Genomic DNA, 19,138 nt, shown 5'->3' with positions numbered 1-19,138 from the left:
CGCCGGTCGCTGCCGGCGCCGCGAAGGGTGCCGTGGATCACCAGCGCCATCAGGGCGAGGAAGACCACCGACCAGAGCGGCATCGTCCGGTCGGTGAACTCCCCTGCGAGGAGGGCGGTGGCGGCGAAGAGCTCGGGCACCAGATTGGGGTATTCGGGATGGACGGGCCAGTTGCCGGCGAGATCGAGAAACGGCAGATCCAGCCCGCTGGCGAGGAAGAAGCGATGGCCTTTGATGCCCCAGTGGTAGACGAAGTCCGGGTTGGTCAGGCCGTAGGCGAGAATGCCGCCGGTCAGAGCTGCGAGGGGGAGGAGCGCGGCCAGCACTCGGGGATCTCGGCTCCGCCGTCTCCAGGCGCTCCAGTCCACCGGCTTCGGCCAGCCCAGGGTCGAAAAGAGCTCGTCCAAGGGATGAAGCAGGGCGAAGAGCCCCAACGGTGGGAGTAGCGTCGCCAGCCGCCACGGCACTCCCAGCAGCCAGTAGGCGGTGAGCAGGCCGTGGAGCAGCACCAGCCCGGCGACGGCGCAAAGGGCCAGGCGGAGGGGGTTCTCGAGGTAGTCGGGGAGCTCCCAGCGGTGCTGCCACGACCCAACGGAGAGCAGCCCTCGCCCGGCCAGGGTGAGCAGAATTGCCAGGACCAGGATTGCCCCCAGTCCCATGACCAACTCTAAGCTCAGGGCTGCCATCAGTCTTTCCGCACCCGATAGAGCGAGCCCTGGGGGAGCTCCCGCACGGGCTCCAGATCCGGGCGCTGGAGCCGGCGGCGGTAGGTGATCCAGAAGTCCAGGTCGTCGCTGGGCCGTCGGGCTCCGGCGGGGACGATCAGAGAGTGGGGTAGGTGGTATGTGGCCCAGCGGGTGAGGAAGAAGACCGAGCTGTTGGGCTCCGGCGGCACGGTCCAGCCGATGCGGCTACCTTCCGGCAGGTCGCGGGTCATCTGGCGCAGGAAGTGCTCCAGCCGCTTCTCCTGACCGGAGCCCAGCTGCCAGCGGGCGGGAGCGACGGCCTGGGTCTCGGCGAGGCGGATCTGGCTTCGTTGTTCGATCAGGGCGTGGGCCAGCCCCAGGGCTCCCCAGGCCCAGAGCAGCCCGAAAAATACCAGTACGAGCCGCCGACGGCCTGCGGCACCGGGGCTCGGGGAGGGGTTGGATTTCACGGTGCGGCCGCCGCCATGGTGAGACGTCTGGGAGAGCGTGGTTTTCGGCGCCGTGGGGACGGCTCAGTCGTCCTTGTCGCTGCTGGTGAGGCCAGCCTTCTTGGCGTAATAGCGGAAGGAGCGGAAGGTCATGCCCAAAAGCTCCGCGGCCTGGGTTTGGACTCCGTCGGCGCGCTCCAGGGCCTGGCGCATGAGCTGGGAGCGGATCTCCTCCAGGTAGGCCTCCAGATCGAGGCCGTCCTCCGGCAGGTCGATGAGCTCGGGGCCGGTGCCGCCGCGGTTGGTGACCAGATGCACCGGCAGATCTTTGGAGGTGATCATGCCGCTGGTGGACAGGGCCATGGTGCGCTCGATCATATTCTCCAGCTCGCGCACGTTGCCGGGCCAGTTGTAGGCCTCCAACACCCGCATGGCCTCCACCGAGATCTGCGGCACTTCCACCCCCATCTCCTCGGCGTATTGCTTGAGAAAATGGTCCACCAGCAAGGGGATGTCCTCGCGCCGCTGGCGCAGCGGAGGCAGCTCGATGGGGATGACGTTGATGCGGTAGAAGAGATCTTCCCGGAACTCGCCCTCCGCCACCATCTCCTGCAGGTTGCGGTTGGTGGCGGTGATGATGCGCACATCCACCGATTCCTCGCGGCTACCGCCCACCCGCCGCAGGGTCTTCTCCTGCAGCACCCGCAGCAGCTTGACCTGCATCACCTGGGACATCTCGCCGATCTCGTCGAGGAAGAGGGTGCCGCCGTCGGCTTCCTGAAACAGGCCCTTCTTGTCCTTCACCGCGCCGGTGAAAGCGCCCCGTTCATGGCCGAAGAGCTCGCTCTCGAGGAGATTCTCCGGCAGTGCGCCGCAGTTGAGGGAGAGGAAGCGCTTGCCCGAGCGCGGGCTGGAGAAGTGGATGGCGCGGGCGATGAGCTCCTTGCCGGTACCGCTCTCGCCGTGCACCATTACCGTCGACGGCGTCCGCGCCACTCGCTCGATGATCTTGAAGATGGCCTGCATACGCTGGCTCTTGCCGATGATGCTGGCGAAGGTGTAGCGCTGCTCCAGCTCCCGGCGCAGGTAGACGTTCTCCTCCACCAGATCGGCGCGCTCCAGGGCCTTTTCCACCAGTACCTTGAGCTCTTCGACGTCAAAGGGCTTGGAGAGATAATCGTAGGCGCCGTTGCGCATGGCCTCGATGGCGCTCTTGTCGGAGCTGTAGGCGGTCATCATGATCACCGCGGTGTTGGGGCTCTGCTGCTTGATCTCCTTGAGCAGGTCGAGGCCGTTGCCGTCGGGCATCATGATGTCGCAGAGCACCAGGTCGTAGGAGTCCTGGAGCCGCTCTCGCGCCTCGGCGGCGGAGCCGGCGGAGGCGACGGTGAATTCGGAATCTTGAAACAGCAGGGTCAGGAATTCGACCATGCTCTCTTCGTCGTCGACGATCAGCAGTCTGCGGCTCATGGGACGGTCTTCAACTCCACGGTGTCCTGTTCCGGCTCCGGAATCGGCAGCTCTACGGTGATCCGGCTTCCGCGGCCGGGTTCGCTGGAGACCCGCAGGCGGCCGCCGTAGCCTTCCACGATGCGATAGACGATGGCCATGCCGAGGCCCGTGCCGCGGTCGAAGGAACTGTGAAAGGGCTGGAAGATCTTGGCCCTCTGCTCCTCCGTCATTCCGCGGCCGTCGTCCTGAAAACAGAGGCGGTAATTCGTTCCCTTTCGGGATCCGGAGACCTTCAGGGTACCACCCTCGGGCATGGCGCGGAGGGCGTTGCGGGCCAGGTTCCAGAAGATCTGGCTGACGTGATCCGGATCCGCCACCAGCAGCGCCGCCCGCGGGTCCAGCTCCAGCTCCAGGTGATGGTCCGGCTGCACCTCGTCGCTGTTGCGCAGCAGGGTGAAGTGGTCGGAGAGGAGCTGCGAGACGTCGAAGAGCACCGTCTGGCGCTCCTTGGGACCGGCAAAGCGCAGAAAGCTCTTGATGGTGCGGTCCAGCCGCTGGCTTTCCTTGAGGATGATGGACAGCAGTTTGGCGGCGCCGTCGTGGTCGGCGAGGGTGGCCTCGAGCATCTGAGCGGAGCCGGAGATGGCGGCCAGCGGGTTGCCGATCTCGTGGGCGATGCCGGCGGCCAGCTCACCGACGGCGGCCATGCGGTCCCGCACCCGCAGCTCCTCTTGCAGCTTGCGGGTTTCGGTGAGGTCCTGGAATACGATGATGAACCCCCGGGCGACGCCCTCGGCATCCTTCAGGCGGGAGATGGAAAAGCCCAGGTAGTTGGTGCGGTCGTCGCGGTTGATCTCCGCTTCGTGCCGGCCCGTCCCCTGGTCGCCGCAGCGCTCCCGCAGCTGGTCCCAGGTCTTGCGGTCCACCAGGCCGGTGCTGAGGATCGACTGACCGCTCAGGTCGTCGGAGGTCTTCCCCAGGATGCGCTGCCCGGAGAGGTTGACGCTGGCGATGATCCCCTCCAGATCGGTGGTGATGAGGCCGCTGAGGATCGACTGGAACATGTCCTGGTAGACCACCCGCAGGTTGGCGATGCGCTCCCGCTGCTCCTCCAGCTCCTCTTCCGCCAACAGCGTGCGCCGGGCCAACGCCGAGCCCAACACCGCCACGCCGTAGAAGCCCACCAAGGCCACCAGGATGTTGTAGGTGACCCGGATGGTGACCTCCGGAGGCGCCGCTCCCAGCTGCGGCGGCCACTGACCGTCGGCGTAGAGCCAGATCAACAGGACGGTGTAGAGAGCGAGGGCGGCGGTGGCGAACGCGGTGGCGGAGGTGCGGCGCCGCAGGTTGAAGACGGCGAGGATGATCACCACCGGATAGAACATGGAGAACGGGCTCTGGATGCCGCCGAAGGTGAAGACCAGGGCCGAGACCAACAGCAGATCCACCGCCAGCTGGATCTGCATCAGGCGGGCCAGGGAAGGCCAGCGGAACCGCAGCATCAGCGCATAGGCCCCGGTGGCGAGGAAGGTGAAGAGAAGAATCCCCTGGACGCCGGTGGCGTTGGCCTCGCGGTAAACCTGGGCGGTGAGGCTGGAGAGCAGGTTGGTGTTCTTGGGCGGCCCCAGGAAGAGGACCACGAACCACGGCGCCACGATGGCGGTGACCACCACCAGGCGGGCCAGGATCAGCCCGCGGATCTGCCGATCGGAGGAGGACGGTGCGATTAGCTGCTGCACGGGCTAGGAACGCCAGCGACCCCGGCCGCAACAGCGTACCGGGGTCGATAGGCGGGATTAACCCTCATGACCTGATCCCTCACGATGGGGGACCGGCGATCAGCCGATCTGGGTCAGGATGGAGTAGAGGGGCAGGTACATGGCGGTGACGATGACGCCGATGATGGCGCCCAGCACCACGATGAGGATGGGCTCGATGAGCTTCATCAAGCCGGCCACGGCGGTGTCCACCTCTTCTTCGTAGAAGTCGGCGATCTTCGACAGCATCTGGTCCAGCGCGCCGGTCTGCTCACCGACGTTGATCATCTGCACCACCATCGCCGGGAAGACCTTGGTTTGCGCCAGCGGCTCGCTGACCGTCTTACCTTCCTCCACTGCCTTGCGCACCGCCATGATGGCGTCCTCGATGATGGCGTTGCCGGAGGTGCGGGCGGTGATCTCCAGGCCGTCGAGGATCGGTACGCCGGAGGAGGTGAGGGTCGCCAGGGTCCGGCAGAAGCGGGCGATGGCGATCTTGCGCAGCAGCATGCCGATGATCGGCGCCCGGAGCATCGCATTGTCGATGATCCGCCGTCCTCGATAGGTCTTGTGGAAGCGGTTGATGAAGACGCCCAGGGCGATGAGGATGACGAAGATGTAGATCGAGTAGTTGCCTACGAAGTTCGAGGCATCGACCACGATCTTGGTCAAGAACGGTAGCTCCGAACCGACGCCGGCGAAGAGCTGGGCAAACACCGGGATCACGAAGCGCAGGATGATCCACACCACGCCGATGGCGATGGTGATCACCGCCACCGGGTAGATCATGGCGGACTTGACCTGGCTCTTCAGCTTCACCGCCTTCTCGATGTAGCTCGACAGGCGCTGGAGGATGATGTCCAAGATACCGCCGGCCTCACCGGCGGCCACCATGTTGACGTAGAGGTCGTTGAACGCCTTCGGATGCTTGCGCATGGCGTCGGCCAGGGAGGAGCCCTGCTCGATATCGCTCTGCACCTTGGCGATCATCTCGGCGAAGGCTTCGTTTTCTTCCTGGGTCGCCAGGATCTCCAAGCATTGGACCAGCGGCAGGCCGGCGTCGAGCATGACGGAGAACTGGCGGGTGAAGATGGCGAGACGCTTCTGGGGAATGCCGAAGGGCGACTTGAAGCGCCGCATGATCGGGATTTCCCGCCCCTTCTCCTTGATGGAGGTGACCTGGATCTGCCGTCGGCGCAACGCTGCGACGGCGGCGTCCTTGGTGTCGGCGAGCTCGACCCCCTCCATCAACTGACCGGTGCGCGAGCGCCCCTTCCACGTAAAGCTAGCCATTTCTTACCTCCTCGCCGTATTCGGCCGCGCGCCTCCCGGATTGAGGGCCGCCGCTCCCCGGGCGATGATCTCCTGAAGCTCGTCGGCGTTGGACGAGCGGTTGAGAGCCGTCTGCAGCGTGATGTGGCGCTTGAAGTACAGCCCGGCCAAGCTCTGGTTGAACGTCTGCATGCCGTGCTTGGCCTGGCCGGTCTGCATCATGCCGTAGATCTGGTGGATCTTGTCCTCTCGAATCAGATTGCGAATGCCGGAGTTGGGGACCATGATCTCCATCGCCAGGGCGCGACCGTTGCCGGTGGCCCGGGGCAGCAGCGACTGACACAGCACCCCTTCGAGCACGAAGGAGAGCTGAACGCGGATCTGGCCCTGTTGGTGAGCGGGGAAGATGTCGATGATGCGGTTGATGGTCTGGGCCGCGGAGTTGGTGTGCAGGGTGGCGAAGGTCAAGTGACCGGTCTCGGCAATGCGCAGCGCCGATTCTACGGTCTCGAAATCGCGCATCTCGCCCACCAGCACCACGTCCGGATCCTGACGCAGCACCGACTTCAAGGCGTTGGTAAAGCTGTGGGTGTCGGCGTTGAGCTCTCGCTGGTTGACGATGCACTTCTTGTGCGAGTGCAGGTACTCCACCGGATCCTCGATGGTGACGATGTGCTCGTGGCGCTCGCGGTTGATCTTGTCGATCATCGAGGCCAGGGTCGTCGACTTGCCCGAGCCCGTGGGCCCGGTGACCAGGATCAGCCCGCGGGGCTTCTCGCACAGCTTCTCCACCATCGGCGGCAGCCCCAGCTCGCGGAAGCTGCGAATCTCGTAAGGGATCTGCCGGAAGGCCGCGGCGATGGCGCCGCGCTGGTGGAAGACGTTGGCGCGGAAGCGGGCCAGGCCCTTGATCCCGAAGGAGAAATCGATCTCCAGGTTCTCTTCCAGCCGCTGTTTCTGGTTGTCGGTGAGGATCGAGTAGGCCAGCTGCTTGGTTTGGGTCGGCGTGAACGGCGGCGCGTTGATAGGCCGCAGCACACCGTCCACGCGAACCTGGGGCGCAGCGTTGGTGGTGATGTGCAGGTCCGAGCCGCCCTGCTCGACCATGGCTTTCAGAAGCTGGTTGAGGGATACCGCCATAAAACGAATTCTCCACAATCGATTCTACTGAGGCCCGTGGATTCTAGCATCAACCCCGGGAGGGGTGAAGGGCGGGTGGGGGTGGGTCGATCTCAGCAGATGTGGTCGAGGTGCGGAAGACAAGAGCGATGGCCCCGAGGCGTGGGGATCCACGCCCCGGTGGCCGCCAAGGGGTCAGTGGGCGCAGCCGTTGTCCAGGGCTTGCCCGACGAATCGGTACTGCTGGCCGATCCCGCTTTCCGCGAGAACCCCGTCGACGAGGTTGGAATAGGTATCGAGGTTCGTCCAGGGCAATGACCGGTCGATCTCGTTCATCATCTGGTAGTGGCTCGGTCGAGTGCCCAATACACCGAGCGGGGGATTGGTGTGATAGTTCCACCACAGTCGCAGCCAGTCCAGCTCGACGCCGAAGCCGGTGTAGGCGGGGGAAGGTGGTGAAGGAGGCGAGCAGACGTTCTCCATGTATCGCTGCTCGCCGCCGATGGGCCCTCGGTTCGCATCCACCGTCAGGCCCGACCCGCTCCAATAGACGAAGGTGGCGTCGGGATTGAATCCCTCTTGATGGTCGTTGAAGGCGTCCGTAGCCACGAAGTGCGCCCATCCTTCCATGGCGCCACAGGAGACGAATTCGATCGAGGTCAGGGCATGTCCCGAGCTGGTTCGGCAGGGCTGGCCGGGTGGGGCCGAGAAGTCGCAGTCGTTCTCGTAGCCTCCGGTCCACTTGCCGAGCAGGCGATGCCCGATCTCGTGAGCGATGATGAACTTGCGTTCCTGGCCGAAGTCGCTCAACCAAATCTCACCGCCGGAGGAGCAATTGCAGCAGCCACCGGTGATCGGACGGCAGCGGTGATTGAGGGTGAAGGTGGTCTGGGAGATTCCGCCGTTGAAGCGCTGCAGCACGAAGGCCGCTACCGACAGGATGGTGGTGCGGGGAGTCGAGGGCGTCACGTAGTAGTAGACGCCGCCGGTTGCGCCGCTGAGGATCGTGGGTTGAGCCCCGAGGATCGGCAGCGCGTCGAGATCGCCGTTGGCGTCGCGGACCTCGATTTTTATCCCGTTGCCGACCTCGGCGGAAGTATTCAAGAAGAAGTCGAAGGTGGTGCCGATAGGCAGCGAGAGGGTCGGCGAGCAGCCGGCTGCGTCCAGGTTGCCCACCCACCGGAGCTGGTCGTTGGCCACAATGGCGGTTCGTCCACCCCGGGCTCTCCAGGGATCGTTGGAGCTGGCCCCATAGTCTTCTCCAAACCCTGAATCCGCGAGGGAGGCCGGCCAGCGGAAGCAGAATCGGTAGTCGTAGGCATGGCTCGGCAAGGCGATGCCGAGGGTGAGGAGGAGGAAGAGTCCCACCACCAGGATGGATCTCTTTGGGACTGCGGTGTGTTCAATAGCCATGATATTCGTCATCTCCTTGGGTCGATCGGTGTTCTGGGTTCCATTGCGTTCTTGGCCGCGAGGTGAGGTGGCGAGGAGGGCGGCTCAATGGGCCGGGGTCTCACGGCCGTCTCCGGCCTCCACCGGCGCAGCGAAGCTCCCCGTCGCGAGCTCCGGCACCAGCGCGATGACCTGTTGCTGGAGCGACTCGGCCCGCATTTCCCCTCGGAAGTCTCCGTTGCCGAAGCTTCTGGCGAGGGCCTCTCGTCTGTAGGTCCAGAGCCCCTGGTTCGAAGAATCGGGGTGGAAGTAGACCGTGGAGGAGGAGGAGTGCTCGACGAGGGAGCCTTCGCCGTCGCGGCTGTGCGAATAGAGGTGGAGCTGTCCCGAGAATCGGAGGGTTGAGAGGTCGATTTCGGGTAGCGACAAATCGACGGCCATCGTCGACTCCTCCCGTGGTGCTAGCTCCAGAGTGCCCACGGACCGTTGCACCTGTCGGCCTCCGGCTCGGACCTTGAGAAACAGCTCGGTAGAGAGAGGGATGTCGCTCTCGTTGCGGATGCGGAGAGAAAGAGTCCGGTTCTCGAGGTAGGCGATGTCCGCCGCCGTGGGGAACTCGTCCCAATGGAGCTGCAACGGAGGAGGAGAGACCTCGAGAATGCACTCGGCGGTGGGTTCTTCGGTGGCCGACGTTTCCTCGGCAGTCGCCATGGGCGTAGCGGCCGCCGGCTGGAGGAGGACTAAGAGGACCAGGCCGACGAGCAAGTCGAGCTGGGGGCGAGGGAGAGCGCTGGCGAAACGTTCGAGCATGATGGATCTCCTTGAGAGTTCAAAGGGTGTTGGCATGGGCGCGCCTCACCCCTAAACGCGCAGGGAGCGGAAAAAGTGGCTGGTGGGAGGTAGTGGAGAGGCGCCTAGGAGCTTGCTGAAAAACCCGCGTCGCGCTCCGAACGGCTCTTTTCGGCCGAATCTTCGTTGTCGAACCCCGACGATTCCCGAATCGCCTGCGGTTCTCCGCCTTGATTCTGCTCGAAAATTTCTCGTTCTCGCTTGCGACTGACTTTTTCAGCAAGCTCCTAGTGTTCGCCTTCGGCGGCCGGCTGGGCAGGCCCCAGGAAGGCTTCAGCGACCCGGGCTCGGCTCTGGGCCTCGTGGGTGGGTTTGGCGGCGAGGATCTTTACGCTCTGGGTGAGGAGGGGCTCGGCGGCCTCTCGCTCTCCCCGGGCGGCTCGGCAAACCCCGACCAGGCTCTGCGCTTCGGCCAGACGCCAGTGGTCTGCGGGGAGTTTCTGCTCCAGGATGCTCAGCGCCTCTTGGGCCAGCGGCTCCGCAGAAGCAAAGTCCTGCTCGGCGATGAGGACTCCGGCGAGCTGACAGAGGCACCAGGCGAGATCCGGGTGGGCCGGCGGCAGCGTTTGCCGGAAGGTGGAGATGGCGCCCCGATAGAGCCTCTCGGCTTGCGGAAAGTCCCGAGCCTGCTCCCGCACGCGGCCCAGGTTGCACAGCACTCGGGCCGTTCGGGGGTGGGTTTCGCCGAAGCTTGCTCGATAGACCTCGAGGGCCTGCCGGTAGTGTTGATCTGCTACTTCGATATCCCCCCGCGCCAGCAGAACCCCACCCAGGTTGTTCTGCGTATTGCCCACCCTCGGATGGGAGGGGCCGAGGATCTGTCGTCTCAGGCTCAGCGCCTGCTCGTAGTGGGTCTGGGCCTCCTCGTAGCGCCCCAGGCCGGCCAGCAGAGCTGCCAGGTTGTTCAGGCTCTCGCTGACCTCGATGTGCTCGGCACCGAGCAGACGCCGCCGCATGTCCAGCGCTCTGCGGTGCAGCGGTTCCGCCTGCGCCGACTTCCCCTGCTGCCAGAGGGCGATGGCCAGATTGTTCAGCGTCTCGGCGATCTCCGGGTGACTCCCGGAGAGGGCCGTCTCCCGAATCTCCAGGGCTTCCCGATAGCGGCGCTCCGCCGCCTCCAGATCGCCGCCGTAGTGCATCGCCTTGGCGAGATCGTTGAGCGTCTCACCGACCTGCAGGCTGGTCGGTCCGAGCTCCCGCCGACGAATGGCCAGCGCTTTCTCGAGATGCGGGATGGCCTGCTCGAACTTGCCTTCCTCGAGGCGGGCCTCTGCCAGGAAATTGAGGGTGCGCGCGGTTTCGAGAGACCGTTCGCCGGATTGCGCGATGCGGATCCTCAACGAGGAGCTCAAGATCTCGTTGGCGCGCTCGAGCTCACCCAGGCGCAGATAGATGACTCCGAGAGTGTCGAGGAGCTCTGCGCGGGTCTCCGGCTCCAGAGTCTGGCGGGATCTCAGGCGGCGCTCCCCCTCGTCGAGGATGTCTCGGGCGCTGAGTTGGTCAGCACTGGTCAGAAGCGGATCGGAGACCTGGAAGAGATCCATCAGGAGGGTCTTGACCTGCTCGGCCCGGTCCCGTTCCCGGATCAACTCCGACCGCTGCAGGGCCATGAGCAGGCTGAACCCCAGGATCGCCACCACAAAGCCCGTCGCCAAGGTTGTTGCCAACCGGTTGCGCCGCAGGAACCGGGCGCAGCGGTACAAGGGGTTGGCCGGCCGGGCCTGCACCGGATAGTGGTCGGCGGCCCTGCCAAGATCGTCGGATAGAGCCTCTACGGAGGCATACCGGTGGCGGGGCTCCTTGGCCAGGGCCTTGAGGGCGATGGCGTCCAGGTCGCCGCGCAGCTTGCGGCTGATTCTTCGTCTTCGCGCCGTGACCGGGCGGCGCTGGATCGAGCGGGTGTCGGTGGAGGGAAGCGCTTCGCTGGCTTCCCTGCTGTCTTGGAGGACTCGCTCGCTGGGTTTGAGCACCTTCACGGAGGTGATCCAGCGGGCCAGCTTGGTGGGGGATTCAGCGGTGGAAGTGTAGGGCGATCTGCCGGTGAGCAGAAGATAGAGCACCACTCCCAGAGAGTAGACGTCGGCGGCGGTGGACACCGGATGCCCCAGGATCTGCTCGGGGCTGGCGTAGGTGGGTGTCAGCAGCCGCACCTTGGAAGTCGCGTCCGGGGACGCGGCGAAGAGCTCAGGGTTGAGGAGCTTGGCAATTCCGAAGTCCAGCAGCTTGGGCGTGCCGTCGGCCGTGATCAAGATGTTGGCGGGCTTGAGGTCTCGGTGGATCACCAGGTTCTGGTGGGCGAACTGCACCGCGGAGCAGACCTTCCGGAAGAGGTCGATCCGCTGCCCGAGGGAAAGCTGGCGCCGGGCGCAGTATTCGTCGATGGGCTCTCCCTCGATGTACTCCATGACCAGGTAGGGAAGGCCCTCGCGGGTGGTCCCGCCGTCCAGCAGTTTGGCCACGAGAGGGTGGTCGAGAGCTGCCAGGATCTGCCGCTCGTTGCGGAAGCGGGCGATGAGCTCGTCGGAGATGCGACCCTCCCGAAGGATCTTGACGGCCACCCGCTGTTGGTACTCGTCGTCCGCCCGGACCGCCAGGTACACCGACCCCATGCCGCCGCTCTCCAGACGGTAGACCAGCCGGTAGGTACCGAGGACCCGGCCTTCGAGGGGGTCGGTGCCTCGATGAGGTGGATGCCCCCTGGCGGCTCCTGCGGTGGAATCCTGCCGCGGTCCGGGGAAAGGCGAGCTTGCGGCTTCGGCGGTGGGCTCGAGGAAACCGTCGGATCGCCGATGGGCCTCCAGCAAGGAGCGAAGCTCTGCCCGCAGGCCGTCGGTCTTCGGGACGCTGTCCAGGAAGGTCGGCCACTCGTCCTCGGGGAGTTCCAAGGCCTGTCGAAAGAGCTCTCGTAGCTCTTCCCAGGGTGGTGCCGGAGGTGCCACTCGTGCTCCTAGAGACTGCCGATGGCGGGAGAGGCGCTGAGCTCGCGGAAGAGCCAGGACCGCGCCATCCTCCAATCCACCTTGACGGTCGCGACGGAAAGCTCCAGCACCTCCGCCGTTTCCTTCAGCGTCAGCCCGCCGAAGAAGCGCAGCTCGACGACCTGCCCCTGGCGGGGATCGAGCTCGGTGAGAGCTTTCAGAGCCTGATCGAGGTCCAGGACGTCGACCTCCCGAGGCTTCTCACCGGGGACTCCCATCGCTTCTTCGAGGGCGAGGGTGACGGCCTGGCCTCCTCGCTTGTCCGCTTGGCGGCGGCGGGCCTGGTCGATGAGGATGCGTCGCATCATGCGGGCGGCGATGGCAAAGAAGTGCGCCCGATTCTTCCAGCTCGTACGCTTTTGATCGATCAGCTTGAGATAGGTCTCGTGCACCAGCGCCGTGGGCTGCAAGACATGCCCGGGCCGCTCCCGGGCCAGGGAGCGGCCGGCGACTCCCTTGAGCTGTTCGTAGACCAGCGGCATCAGCCGTTCCAGCGCTTCCCGAGAGCCTCCCCGCCATTCGATGAGGAGCTCGGTAATTTCGCCTGGAGGGCCGTCGGGCACGGGGTTGCCTTTGGGTATTTAGGAACGTTTTTATTGCATGTTTGATGCTGAGTCTTTCAGTGTGGCTGGCAGGGTGTCAAGAAGACTTGAAGATCAAGATCAGCCAGTTTCGGCGCTGGTTGCGCGTTGATGACTGAACGGGGCGTGATCAGAGGTCGAGGCGAATCTCGGCCCCGAGCGTCCAGAAAGGAGTCAGTCATGCAGTACTTCCCGTCCGCGATGATGGCCAGGATCTGCCGAACCTTCTTGTTCGGTTTCGCCGGAGGAGCCCTCTTCCTCGTGAGTGCTCTGACGGTGGCACCGCCGGTGGCGGCGCAGATCGTGTTGCCTCCGCCGCCCATCAGCATCATCGGTGCCGAGCCCGTCGACGAGGGGTCTCTCGTCTTCGAGACCGTGGCCCGCAAGAGCCAGCAGAACCAGCCCAGATTCTTGGTCAGTCTCGATCTCTTTCTGAAGAACCTGGGGACGGTTTCCTATCGGCTCGAGCGGGTGCGGTACCAATTCCTTTATCGAGACCTGCTTTCTCTTCCCCAGGAAAAGTGCGTGAGCTTCGAGCTGGAAGCGGGGGAGTCCCGTAAGTACATCTTTCCCTTCGAGGGCTCGTTGACGGCAGCGCCCTATTTCCTGAAGGTCGAGCTCTACTTCGAAGGCGAGCCCACGCCGTTGATGCGGTCCTTTCCTCTCGAGCCGTACGAAAGCCCCTTGGCCGGCAACGTGATCGGCTTACCCGGAGGGGAACCGCCTTCGAGGGCTCACCACTATCCGTTCCCGGCCCGGCCGGAGGATCTTCTCGAGGGCGAGTATTGGGCGACCGGGCAGAATCATCAGCTGGGCTCGAACCATCGAGGCAGCTCGTCCCAACGATTCGCCTACGACCTCAAGGTGGTCGGATGGGATCCGGGGCTGGGCGAGTGGAGCTCGATCCACCCTGGCGTCTTCGGGGACCAGAACTACCACTATCGAGTTTGGGGCAAGCCGGTCTACGCCCTGTCCACTGGCGTGGTCCTGTGGTGTGACCGGACGGAACCGGACAATCCTTCCCCTCCGCAAATGTTGCCTGGAGGCCTCGGCGGTGGAAATCAGATCGCAATCCTTCAGGAGAATGACGAGTTGATCTACTACGCTCATTTCATGGAGGAGCAGATTCCGGTGGACATCTGTCAGCCCGGAATCAAGATCGAGGAGGGCACCTTCTTGGGGCTCGTCGGCAACTCCGGCGACTCCACAGGTCCTCACCTTCATCTGCACCTCGGGTCGTGGAGCGGCGGCGGGGGCAGGCCCTTGCTGTTCAGCGGAGCGTACGGGATCCACCGCAGTTTGCTCGACCCCGATGATCCGATGGCGCCCTGGGCCTCGGTCGACAATCAGGCGTTCGGTCCGGGGATGGCGATCTACCCGGACGACTCGCCGCCCCATTGACCGCCAAGGGTGGCTTTCGACTCCCATCGATTTGGCACGTCTGAGCCCGGCTGAGCTTGCGTCTTGGCCGGGCTCACCTTGTGTTCCCCGTTGCTCCCTCGAGCTTGGCTCCCCCCGCTCCCCCATGACACCATCGGCGAATCCCATCAACCCCTCGCCGGCCGTCTCGTCGGAGCTGTACGGACGGAGCTGGTGAGCAGGAGGAATAGAGCATGGACTTGGCGCCTTCGAAGCGGGTACAGGAGATCTTGGAGCGGGCTCGGAAGCTGGTGGACGAGGAACTCGTGCCGTTGGAGCGGGAGTATCTGAGCCAGGACTTCTCGGCGGTGGAGGGGGTGCTCGGGGGGTTGCGGGAGAAGGCCAAGGAGCAGGGGTTGTGGCTGCCTCAGATGCCCAAGGAAGTGGGCGGCCAGGGGCTCTCGGTGCTCGAGCATGGACATCTGTCGGAGGTGCTCGGGCGTAGCCCCTTCGGCCACTACGTGTGCAACTGCCAGGCTCCCGACGCCGGGAATATGGAGATCTTGCACGAGTTTGGCACCGACGAGCAGAAGGAGCGCTTTCTGGAGCCTCTCCTCGACGGCCGCATTCGCTCCTGCTTCTCCATGACCGAGCCCGATCGCGCCGGCTCCAATCCGGTGTGGATGGAGACTCGCGCGGTGCGGGACGGCGGCGAGTATGTGATCAACGGGCGCAAATGGTTCACCAGCTCCGCCGACGGTGCCTCCTTTGCCATCGTCATGGCGGTGACCGATCCGGACGCGGCGCGTCACGAGCGAGCGAGTCAGATCCTGGTGCCGGCGGATACTCCCGGCTTCCGGGTGGAGCGCAACACTCCAGTGCTGGGCCACGCCGGAGACAGCTGGGCGAGCCATTCGGAGGTCAGCTACGACGACTGCCGGGTGCCGCTGGATCACTGCCTGGGGGAGGAAGGCTCGGGCTTTGCCATCGCCCAGGCGCGGTTGGGGCCGGGGCGGATCCACCATTGCATGCGCTGGATCGGTATCTGCGAGCGGAGTCTGGAGCTCCTGTGCCGGCGGGCGGCGAGCCGCGAGCTGGCGCCGGGCAAGACCCTGGGGGAGAAGCAGGCGGTGCAATTCTGGATCGCCGAGAGCCGCGCCGAGATCGACGCCGCCCGGCTGCTGGTCCTCGATACCGCCGCCCACATCGACCGCGACGGCTCCCGGGCCAGCCGCCGGCGCATCTCCACCATCAAGTACTACGTCGCCAACGTCATGATGCGAGTCATCGATCGCGCCGTCCAGGCCCACGGCGCCTACGGCCTCACCGACGCCACCGTGCTCTCCTGGTTCTACACCCAAGAACGCGCCGCCCGCATCTACGACGGGCCGGACGAGGTCCACAAGAGCGTGGTGGCCAAGCTGGAGCTCCGCCGCTTCGGCGCTTGAGGACCTCGACCGTTCACCGGTTTATTTGACGCTCTTGATCACCGTTGCGGCCTGGTCGTGGAAGGTCACGATGTTGGAGAGGCTCCAGTCGCTGGTCTTCGGTTCGTTCATCACCTCGTAGAGCACGTTCTTGCGCGTCTTGAGGGCGTTGACCACGTCGAGGACGAAGCTCCGGTGCAGGGCGCCGGCTCCCGTCGTTCCGAAGGAAAGGAAGTTCGTCGGAGCCTTGTTGGTGGGGCCGGCGGCGAAGTAGCCGTTGGAATTGTTGGCCTGGTTGTAGGGGCTCTCGGGCCACTGACCGGGCAGAGTCTTGTTGAGCACTCCGTGACGGTCGAAGAGGGTCAGCTGGACCACGATGCCCCGCTCCCAGGCTTCGTCGACGAAGTACTGCAGGCGCTGGAAGAACGCCGTGTTGGCCTGGCTCAGGTCCCAGCCGGTGGAGAGCGTGCCGTCGAACGGGGTCATGCCGTTGCTCTCGTGAGGTGCGCCGGGCTTGCGGAAGGCCAGGGCGGTCCACTGTTCGACGGCCCAGACGCGGGTCAGGTTGACGCGATGGGCCTCGAGCATGTCGAGATAGCCTTCGACATCGAAGTTGAGCCCCACCACGGCACCCATGGAGCTGAATCCGACGAGGGTGACGGGCTCGTTGTCCCACAACAGCTGATTGCCGCTGTGGCTGAGGGTCTTGTAGGCGGCGAGATCGCTGGCGCAGCTGGTGTTGATCTTGTCGAGGATGGTGTGGCTGTCGGCGGGGAAGTCGCTGCTGAATTTGATCCGCTTGCCTTCCGTGGCCCGCACGGTGAGGGGCTGGTCGAAGTGCTCGAAATGAACCTCCCCGGACGGGTTGGGACAGGAGCCCGGATAGCCTGCGCCGCACACGTCAGAGCACACCGTGTCGATCCAGTTCTCGACATCCGAAGTGGTGAACCCGGAATCGTCGTTGGAGATGATCTTGGGCTTGCCGTAGTCGGCGAAGCCGAGGACCGCGTTGACCTCCGCCGTGGTGTTGATGTGGTAGGCGTTGACGTCGTGCGTGCGGCTGTCCGCCAGGCTCGCCATGGGTACGCTGGTTCCGGACACCGGATGGGGGTTGTAGGAGACGAGACGCAAGCCATGGGCGTGGAGGGACGAAGGGATCCAGAGGAGGACGAGGAGGCTCGCTGCAACGATGCAGGCACGAAGGGGCGTCGGGTGGAGAGGGAGACTTCGGGAGAAGCGCATGGGTAGGACTCCTAGCGTGGCTCGGGTGAATCGATGGATCGAGGCGGCGAGGCTCGCAATGCAGGCCCTCTGCCACGGAAGGGGATCTGCGCGAGGGAGCCGCCCAGTGGAAGCGTTTCGAAGCACGCCTCCGAGATGCCCTCAAGCTAGCGAGGGAACTGCCTAGGGATCCCGAGGATTCGCCGAGGAAATGCCAAAGCTTTGCCGAGGAAGAAGGTTGCGGCGGGCTCTCTTGTTGGCTTCCAGGGCATCGTGAGACCATGCCCCATCCGAATCCGAGAAGACTCCGCTGCCGGCGAAGACGGGCAGTGGATCCTCGGCGAACCCCTGCGAGGTAAGTGATGGCGACCCGCGACTCTTCCCGAAAGACGCAGAGCACCGGCCACCCGCCGGACGACTGGCTCGACGCTTCCCGCCCCGTTCGTGACGGCGAGGAGCTCGACCTGGACCGCTTGGCGGAGTACCTACGCCGGCACCTCCCCGGCGGTACGAAGGTTGCCGAGGGAGACGAGCGCGAATTGGTGGTGGAGCAATTCCCCAGCGGATTCTCCAACCTGACCTATTTGTTGCGCCTCGGCGAGCAGGACCTGGTGCTGCGGCGGCCACCCTTCGGCAATCGGGTCAAGAGCGCCCACGACATGGGCCGCGAGCATCGAGTGCTCTCGGCGCTGGCGGAGATCTATCCGCTGGCTCCGCGGCCGCTGCTCTACTGCGACGACGAGGACGTCCTGGGCGCCCCCTTCTATGTCATGGAGCGACGCCACGGCGTGATCCTGCGCCGCCGGCTACCGCCGGGGCTGGTGCTCGATGCGCAGACGGCGTGCAAGCTGTCGGAGACCTTCGCCGACCGCCTGGCGGAGCTTCACGGCCTCGACTACGCCGGCGCCGGTCTGGCGGACCTGGGCAAGCCCGAGGGGTATGTTCGGCGTCAGGTGGAAGGCTGGGCGGAGCGCTATCGCCGCGCCCGCACCCACGATTGGAAGCTGTTGGAAGAGGTGTTGGCCTGGCTGCTGGCGGAGCTCGATGCCCAGGAGCCGCACCTGGACGGCGCGGCGCTGGTACACAACGACTATAAATACGACAACCTGGTGCTCGACCCCGAAGATCTGACCCGCATGGTGGCGGTGCTCGATTGGGAGATGTGCACCCTCGGCTCGCCGCTGATGGATCTGGGCAATAGCCTGGCTTATTGGGTCGAGGCCCGGGATCCGGAGCCGTGGGTCGCCAACGCCTTCGGTCCCACCCACGCCCCCGGCAGCCTCACCCGCCGCCAGCTGGCGGATCGCTACGGCCAGACCGCTGGCGGTAGTGACCAAGGCCTGCTCTACGCCTACGTTTTCGGAATCTTCCGCCTGGCGGTCATCGGTCAGCAGATCTACTACCGCTACGCCCAGGGCTTGACCCAGGACCCGCGCTTCGCTTCCCTCGACCAAATGGTGGGCCTGTGCGGCGAGGTGGCGGCGCGGGCGCTGGATCGGGATCAGGTCTAACTGCCGGCCAAGAGAGCAGATGGGTGGCGGGGGAGCCCACCGCCGCGGTGTCCGCTGTCGCCACGACTTATGCTTTTAGGCCATTGAGTCGTGCCGATTCCCGCAAAAATGTGCCCTGCGGCTGAAACGAGGAAAATCCTCGAAGAGGCCTTAAAAAGGGGTTTGACGAGATCTGAAGGAAGGGCTGGACAGGTGAAGGCTTGCGCGTTAGTATGCTGATACAGCATGAATGAACGCTTCGATTTCACAAAGGAGACTGCCCATGTTCAAGTCCCGACTGCTTCTCATCGCCGGCGCCCTATTGTTCGCCTTCCCGGCGTTGGTGCAGGCTCAGGAGACCATCTCCGCCAGCCCCAACCCGGCTTCCTTCGTCGACGAGATCACCCTCACCGCCACCGGCCAGGGCGCTTGCCCGGAGTTCGGCGAGGTCACCGTCGCGGCCAACGTCATCACCGCCGAGATCCGCTCCGGCTGCCCCTTCACCCCGCCGCCGCCGGAGCCGTTCATGATCGAGACGACCATCGATCCGCTGGACCCCGGCACCTACGAGGTGCGCCTAGAGCTTCCCAACGGCGATCTGCTGGCGACCAATGAGCTGCTGGTCCTCGACCAAGAGGTCTGCGTGCCGTCGGCCACGGCCCTATGCCTGAACAACGGCCGCTTCCGCGTCGAGGCCGACTTCGAGACCGTCGACGGCGACACCGGCCAGGCCCAAACCCTGGAGCTCACCGACGACTCCGGCCTCTTCTACTTCTTCGACGTCGAGAACGTCGAGCTCATCGTCAAGGTCCTCGACGCTTGCGGCACCACCTTCAATTCCTATTGGGTCTTCGCCGCGGGTCTGACCAACGTCGAGGTCCAGCTCACCGTCACCGACCTGATGAGCGGTGAGGTGCAGGTGTACGAGAATCCGCTGCGCACTCCCTTCCAGCCGATCCAGGACACCGACGCCTTCGCCACCTGTCCCTGATCGCGCTCTCCCTGACTCCTCGTCCAACAACGCTGGACGCTGTACGGGCCGATCGCCGCTCCCCGGTGGTCGGCCTCTTTTTGTGCCCACCAAGGCTCGAACTGGACTCGAGGAA

Annotated in this window: 15 protein-coding genes; 4 read left to right on the top strand and 11 right to left on the bottom strand. The window is 64.9% G+C overall.

Going from position 1 to position 19,138, the window contains the following annotated elements:
- The 10 genes from SX243_10165 to SX243_10120 form a co-directional block, all read right to left on the bottom strand.
- The coding region (locus SX243_10165) for a hypothetical protein (GenBank protein MDY7093321.1) at positions 1-686 on the bottom strand (686 nt) is incomplete at its 3' end.
- A complete protein-coding gene (locus tag SX243_10160) occupies positions 686-1,156 on the bottom strand; it encodes a hypothetical protein (GenBank protein ID MDY7093320.1) in 471 nt (156 codons plus the stop codon). The genes SX243_10165 and SX243_10160, both read right to left, overlap by 1 nt.
- Positions 1,157-1,219: 63 nt before the next feature.
- Positions 1,220-2,605: a sigma-54 dependent transcriptional regulator gene (locus tag SX243_10155; GenBank protein MDY7093319.1), complete on the bottom strand. Its 1,386-nt coding sequence runs from the start codon at positions 2,603-2,605 to the stop codon at positions 1,220-1,222.
- A complete protein-coding gene (locus tag SX243_10150; protein MDY7093318.1) occupies positions 2,602-4,326 on the bottom strand; it encodes an ATP-binding protein in 1,725 nt (574 codons plus the stop codon). The genes SX243_10155 and SX243_10150 overlap by 4 nt, the downstream gene beginning before the upstream one ends.
- Positions 4,327-4,425: 99 nt before the next feature.
- On the bottom strand, positions 4,426-5,637 hold the full coding sequence (locus tag SX243_10145; GenBank protein MDY7093317.1) for a type II secretion system F family protein: 1,212 nt from the start codon (positions 5,635-5,637) through the stop codon (positions 4,426-4,428).
- 3 nt (positions 5,638-5,640) lie between these two features.
- The gene (locus SX243_10140; protein MDY7093316.1) at positions 5,641-6,756 is read right to left on the bottom strand and encodes a type IV pilus twitching motility protein PilT; all 1,116 of its coding nucleotides are present in this window, start codon (positions 6,754-6,756) and stop codon (positions 5,641-5,643) included.
- Between the two features lie 174 nt (positions 6,757-6,930).
- The gene (locus SX243_10135; GenBank protein ID MDY7093315.1) at positions 6,931-8,148 is read right to left on the bottom strand and encodes a hypothetical protein; all 1,218 of its coding nucleotides are present in this window, start codon (positions 8,146-8,148) and stop codon (positions 6,931-6,933) included.
- Positions 8,149-8,232: 84 nt separating this feature from the next.
- Complete coding sequence (locus tag SX243_10130; protein MDY7093314.1) at positions 8,233-8,937, bottom strand: hypothetical protein; 705 nt, start codon at positions 8,935-8,937, stop codon at positions 8,233-8,235.
- Positions 8,938-9,203: 266 nt separating this feature from the next.
- Positions 9,204-11,915, bottom strand: coding sequence for a serine/threonine-protein kinase (locus SX243_10125; protein ID MDY7093313.1), 2,712 nt, complete (start codon positions 11,913-11,915; stop codon positions 9,204-9,206).
- A gap of 8 nt (positions 11,916-11,923) precedes the next feature.
- A complete protein-coding gene (locus tag SX243_10120; protein ID MDY7093312.1) occupies positions 11,924-12,517 on the bottom strand; it encodes a sigma-70 family RNA polymerase sigma factor in 594 nt (197 codons plus the stop codon).
- A gap of 279 nt (positions 12,518-12,796) precedes the next feature.
- On the opposite strand from SX243_10120, the gene SX243_10115 reads away from it, so the two are divergent.
- Positions 12,797-13,936 carry a M23 family metallopeptidase gene (locus tag SX243_10115; protein MDY7093311.1) on the top strand — a complete coding sequence of 380 codons (1,140 nt, stop codon included), beginning with the start codon at positions 12,797-12,799 and terminating at the stop codon, positions 13,934-13,936.
- A 212-nt stretch (positions 13,937-14,148) separates the two neighbouring features.
- Positions 14,149-15,342: an acyl-CoA dehydrogenase family protein gene (locus tag SX243_10110; protein MDY7093310.1), complete on the top strand. Its 1,194-nt coding sequence runs from the start codon at positions 14,149-14,151 to the stop codon at positions 15,340-15,342.
- A gap of 21 nt (positions 15,343-15,363) precedes the next feature.
- Here SX243_10110 and SX243_10105 read toward each other — a convergent pair whose 3' ends face one another.
- Positions 15,364-16,563 (bottom strand): cellulase family glycosylhydrolase, encoded by a 1,200-nt coding sequence (locus SX243_10105; GenBank protein MDY7093309.1) that lies wholly within the window; start codon positions 16,561-16,563, stop codon positions 15,364-15,366.
- A gap of 341 nt (positions 16,564-16,904) precedes the next feature.
- Between SX243_10105 and SX243_10100 the strand changes: the two genes are divergently transcribed.
- Complete coding sequence (locus SX243_10100; protein ID MDY7093308.1) at positions 16,905-18,053, top strand: phosphotransferase family protein; 1,149 nt, start codon at positions 16,905-16,907, stop codon at positions 18,051-18,053.
- Positions 18,054-18,315: 262 nt separating this feature from the next.
- On the top strand, positions 18,316-19,023 hold the full coding sequence (locus SX243_10095; protein MDY7093307.1) for a hypothetical protein: 708 nt from the start codon (positions 18,316-18,318) through the stop codon (positions 19,021-19,023).
- Positions 19,024-19,138: the final 115 nt, after the last annotated feature.

The sequence above is a fragment of the Acidobacteriota bacterium genome, from assembly GCA_034211275.1.
Classification (GTDB): Bacteria; Acidobacteriota; Thermoanaerobaculia; order Multivoradales; family JAHZIX01; genus JAGQSE01.
This window is presented reverse-complemented; position numbering and strand designations above follow the sequence as displayed.

Bases quoted from the DNA above. Each gene is read 5' to 3' on its own strand.
- SX243_10110 (MDY7093310.1), top strand. From the start codon at position 14,149: ATGGACTTGGCGCCTTCGAAGCGGGTACAGGAGATCTTGGAGCGGGCT.
- SX243_10135 (MDY7093315.1), bottom strand. From the start codon at position 8,148: ATGGCTATTGAACACACCGCAGTCCCAAAGAGATCCATCCTGGTGGTG.
- SX243_10100 (MDY7093308.1), top strand. From the start codon at position 16,905: ATGGCGACCCGCGACTCTTCCCGAAAGACGCAGAGCACCGGCCACCCG.
- SX243_10145 (MDY7093317.1), bottom strand. From the start codon at position 5,637: ATGGCTAGCTTTACGTGGAAGGGGCGCTCGCGCACCGGTCAGTTGATG.
- SX243_10155 (MDY7093319.1), bottom strand. From the start codon at position 2,605: ATGAGCCGCAGACTGCTGATCGTCGACGACGAAGAGAGCATGGTCGAA.
- SX243_10140 (MDY7093316.1), bottom strand. From the start codon at position 6,756: ATGGCGGTATCCCTCAACCAGCTTCTGAAAGCCATGGTCGAGCAGGGC.
- SX243_10105 (MDY7093309.1), bottom strand. From the start codon at position 16,563: ATGCGCTTCTCCCGAAGTCTCCCTCTCCACCCGACGCCCCTTCGTGCC.
- SX243_10130 (MDY7093314.1), bottom strand. From the start codon at position 8,937: ATGCTCGAACGTTTCGCCAGCGCTCTCCCTCGCCCCCAGCTCGACTTG.
- SX243_10095 (MDY7093307.1), top strand. From the start codon at position 18,316: ATGTTCAAGTCCCGACTGCTTCTCATCGCCGGCGCCCTATTGTTCGCC.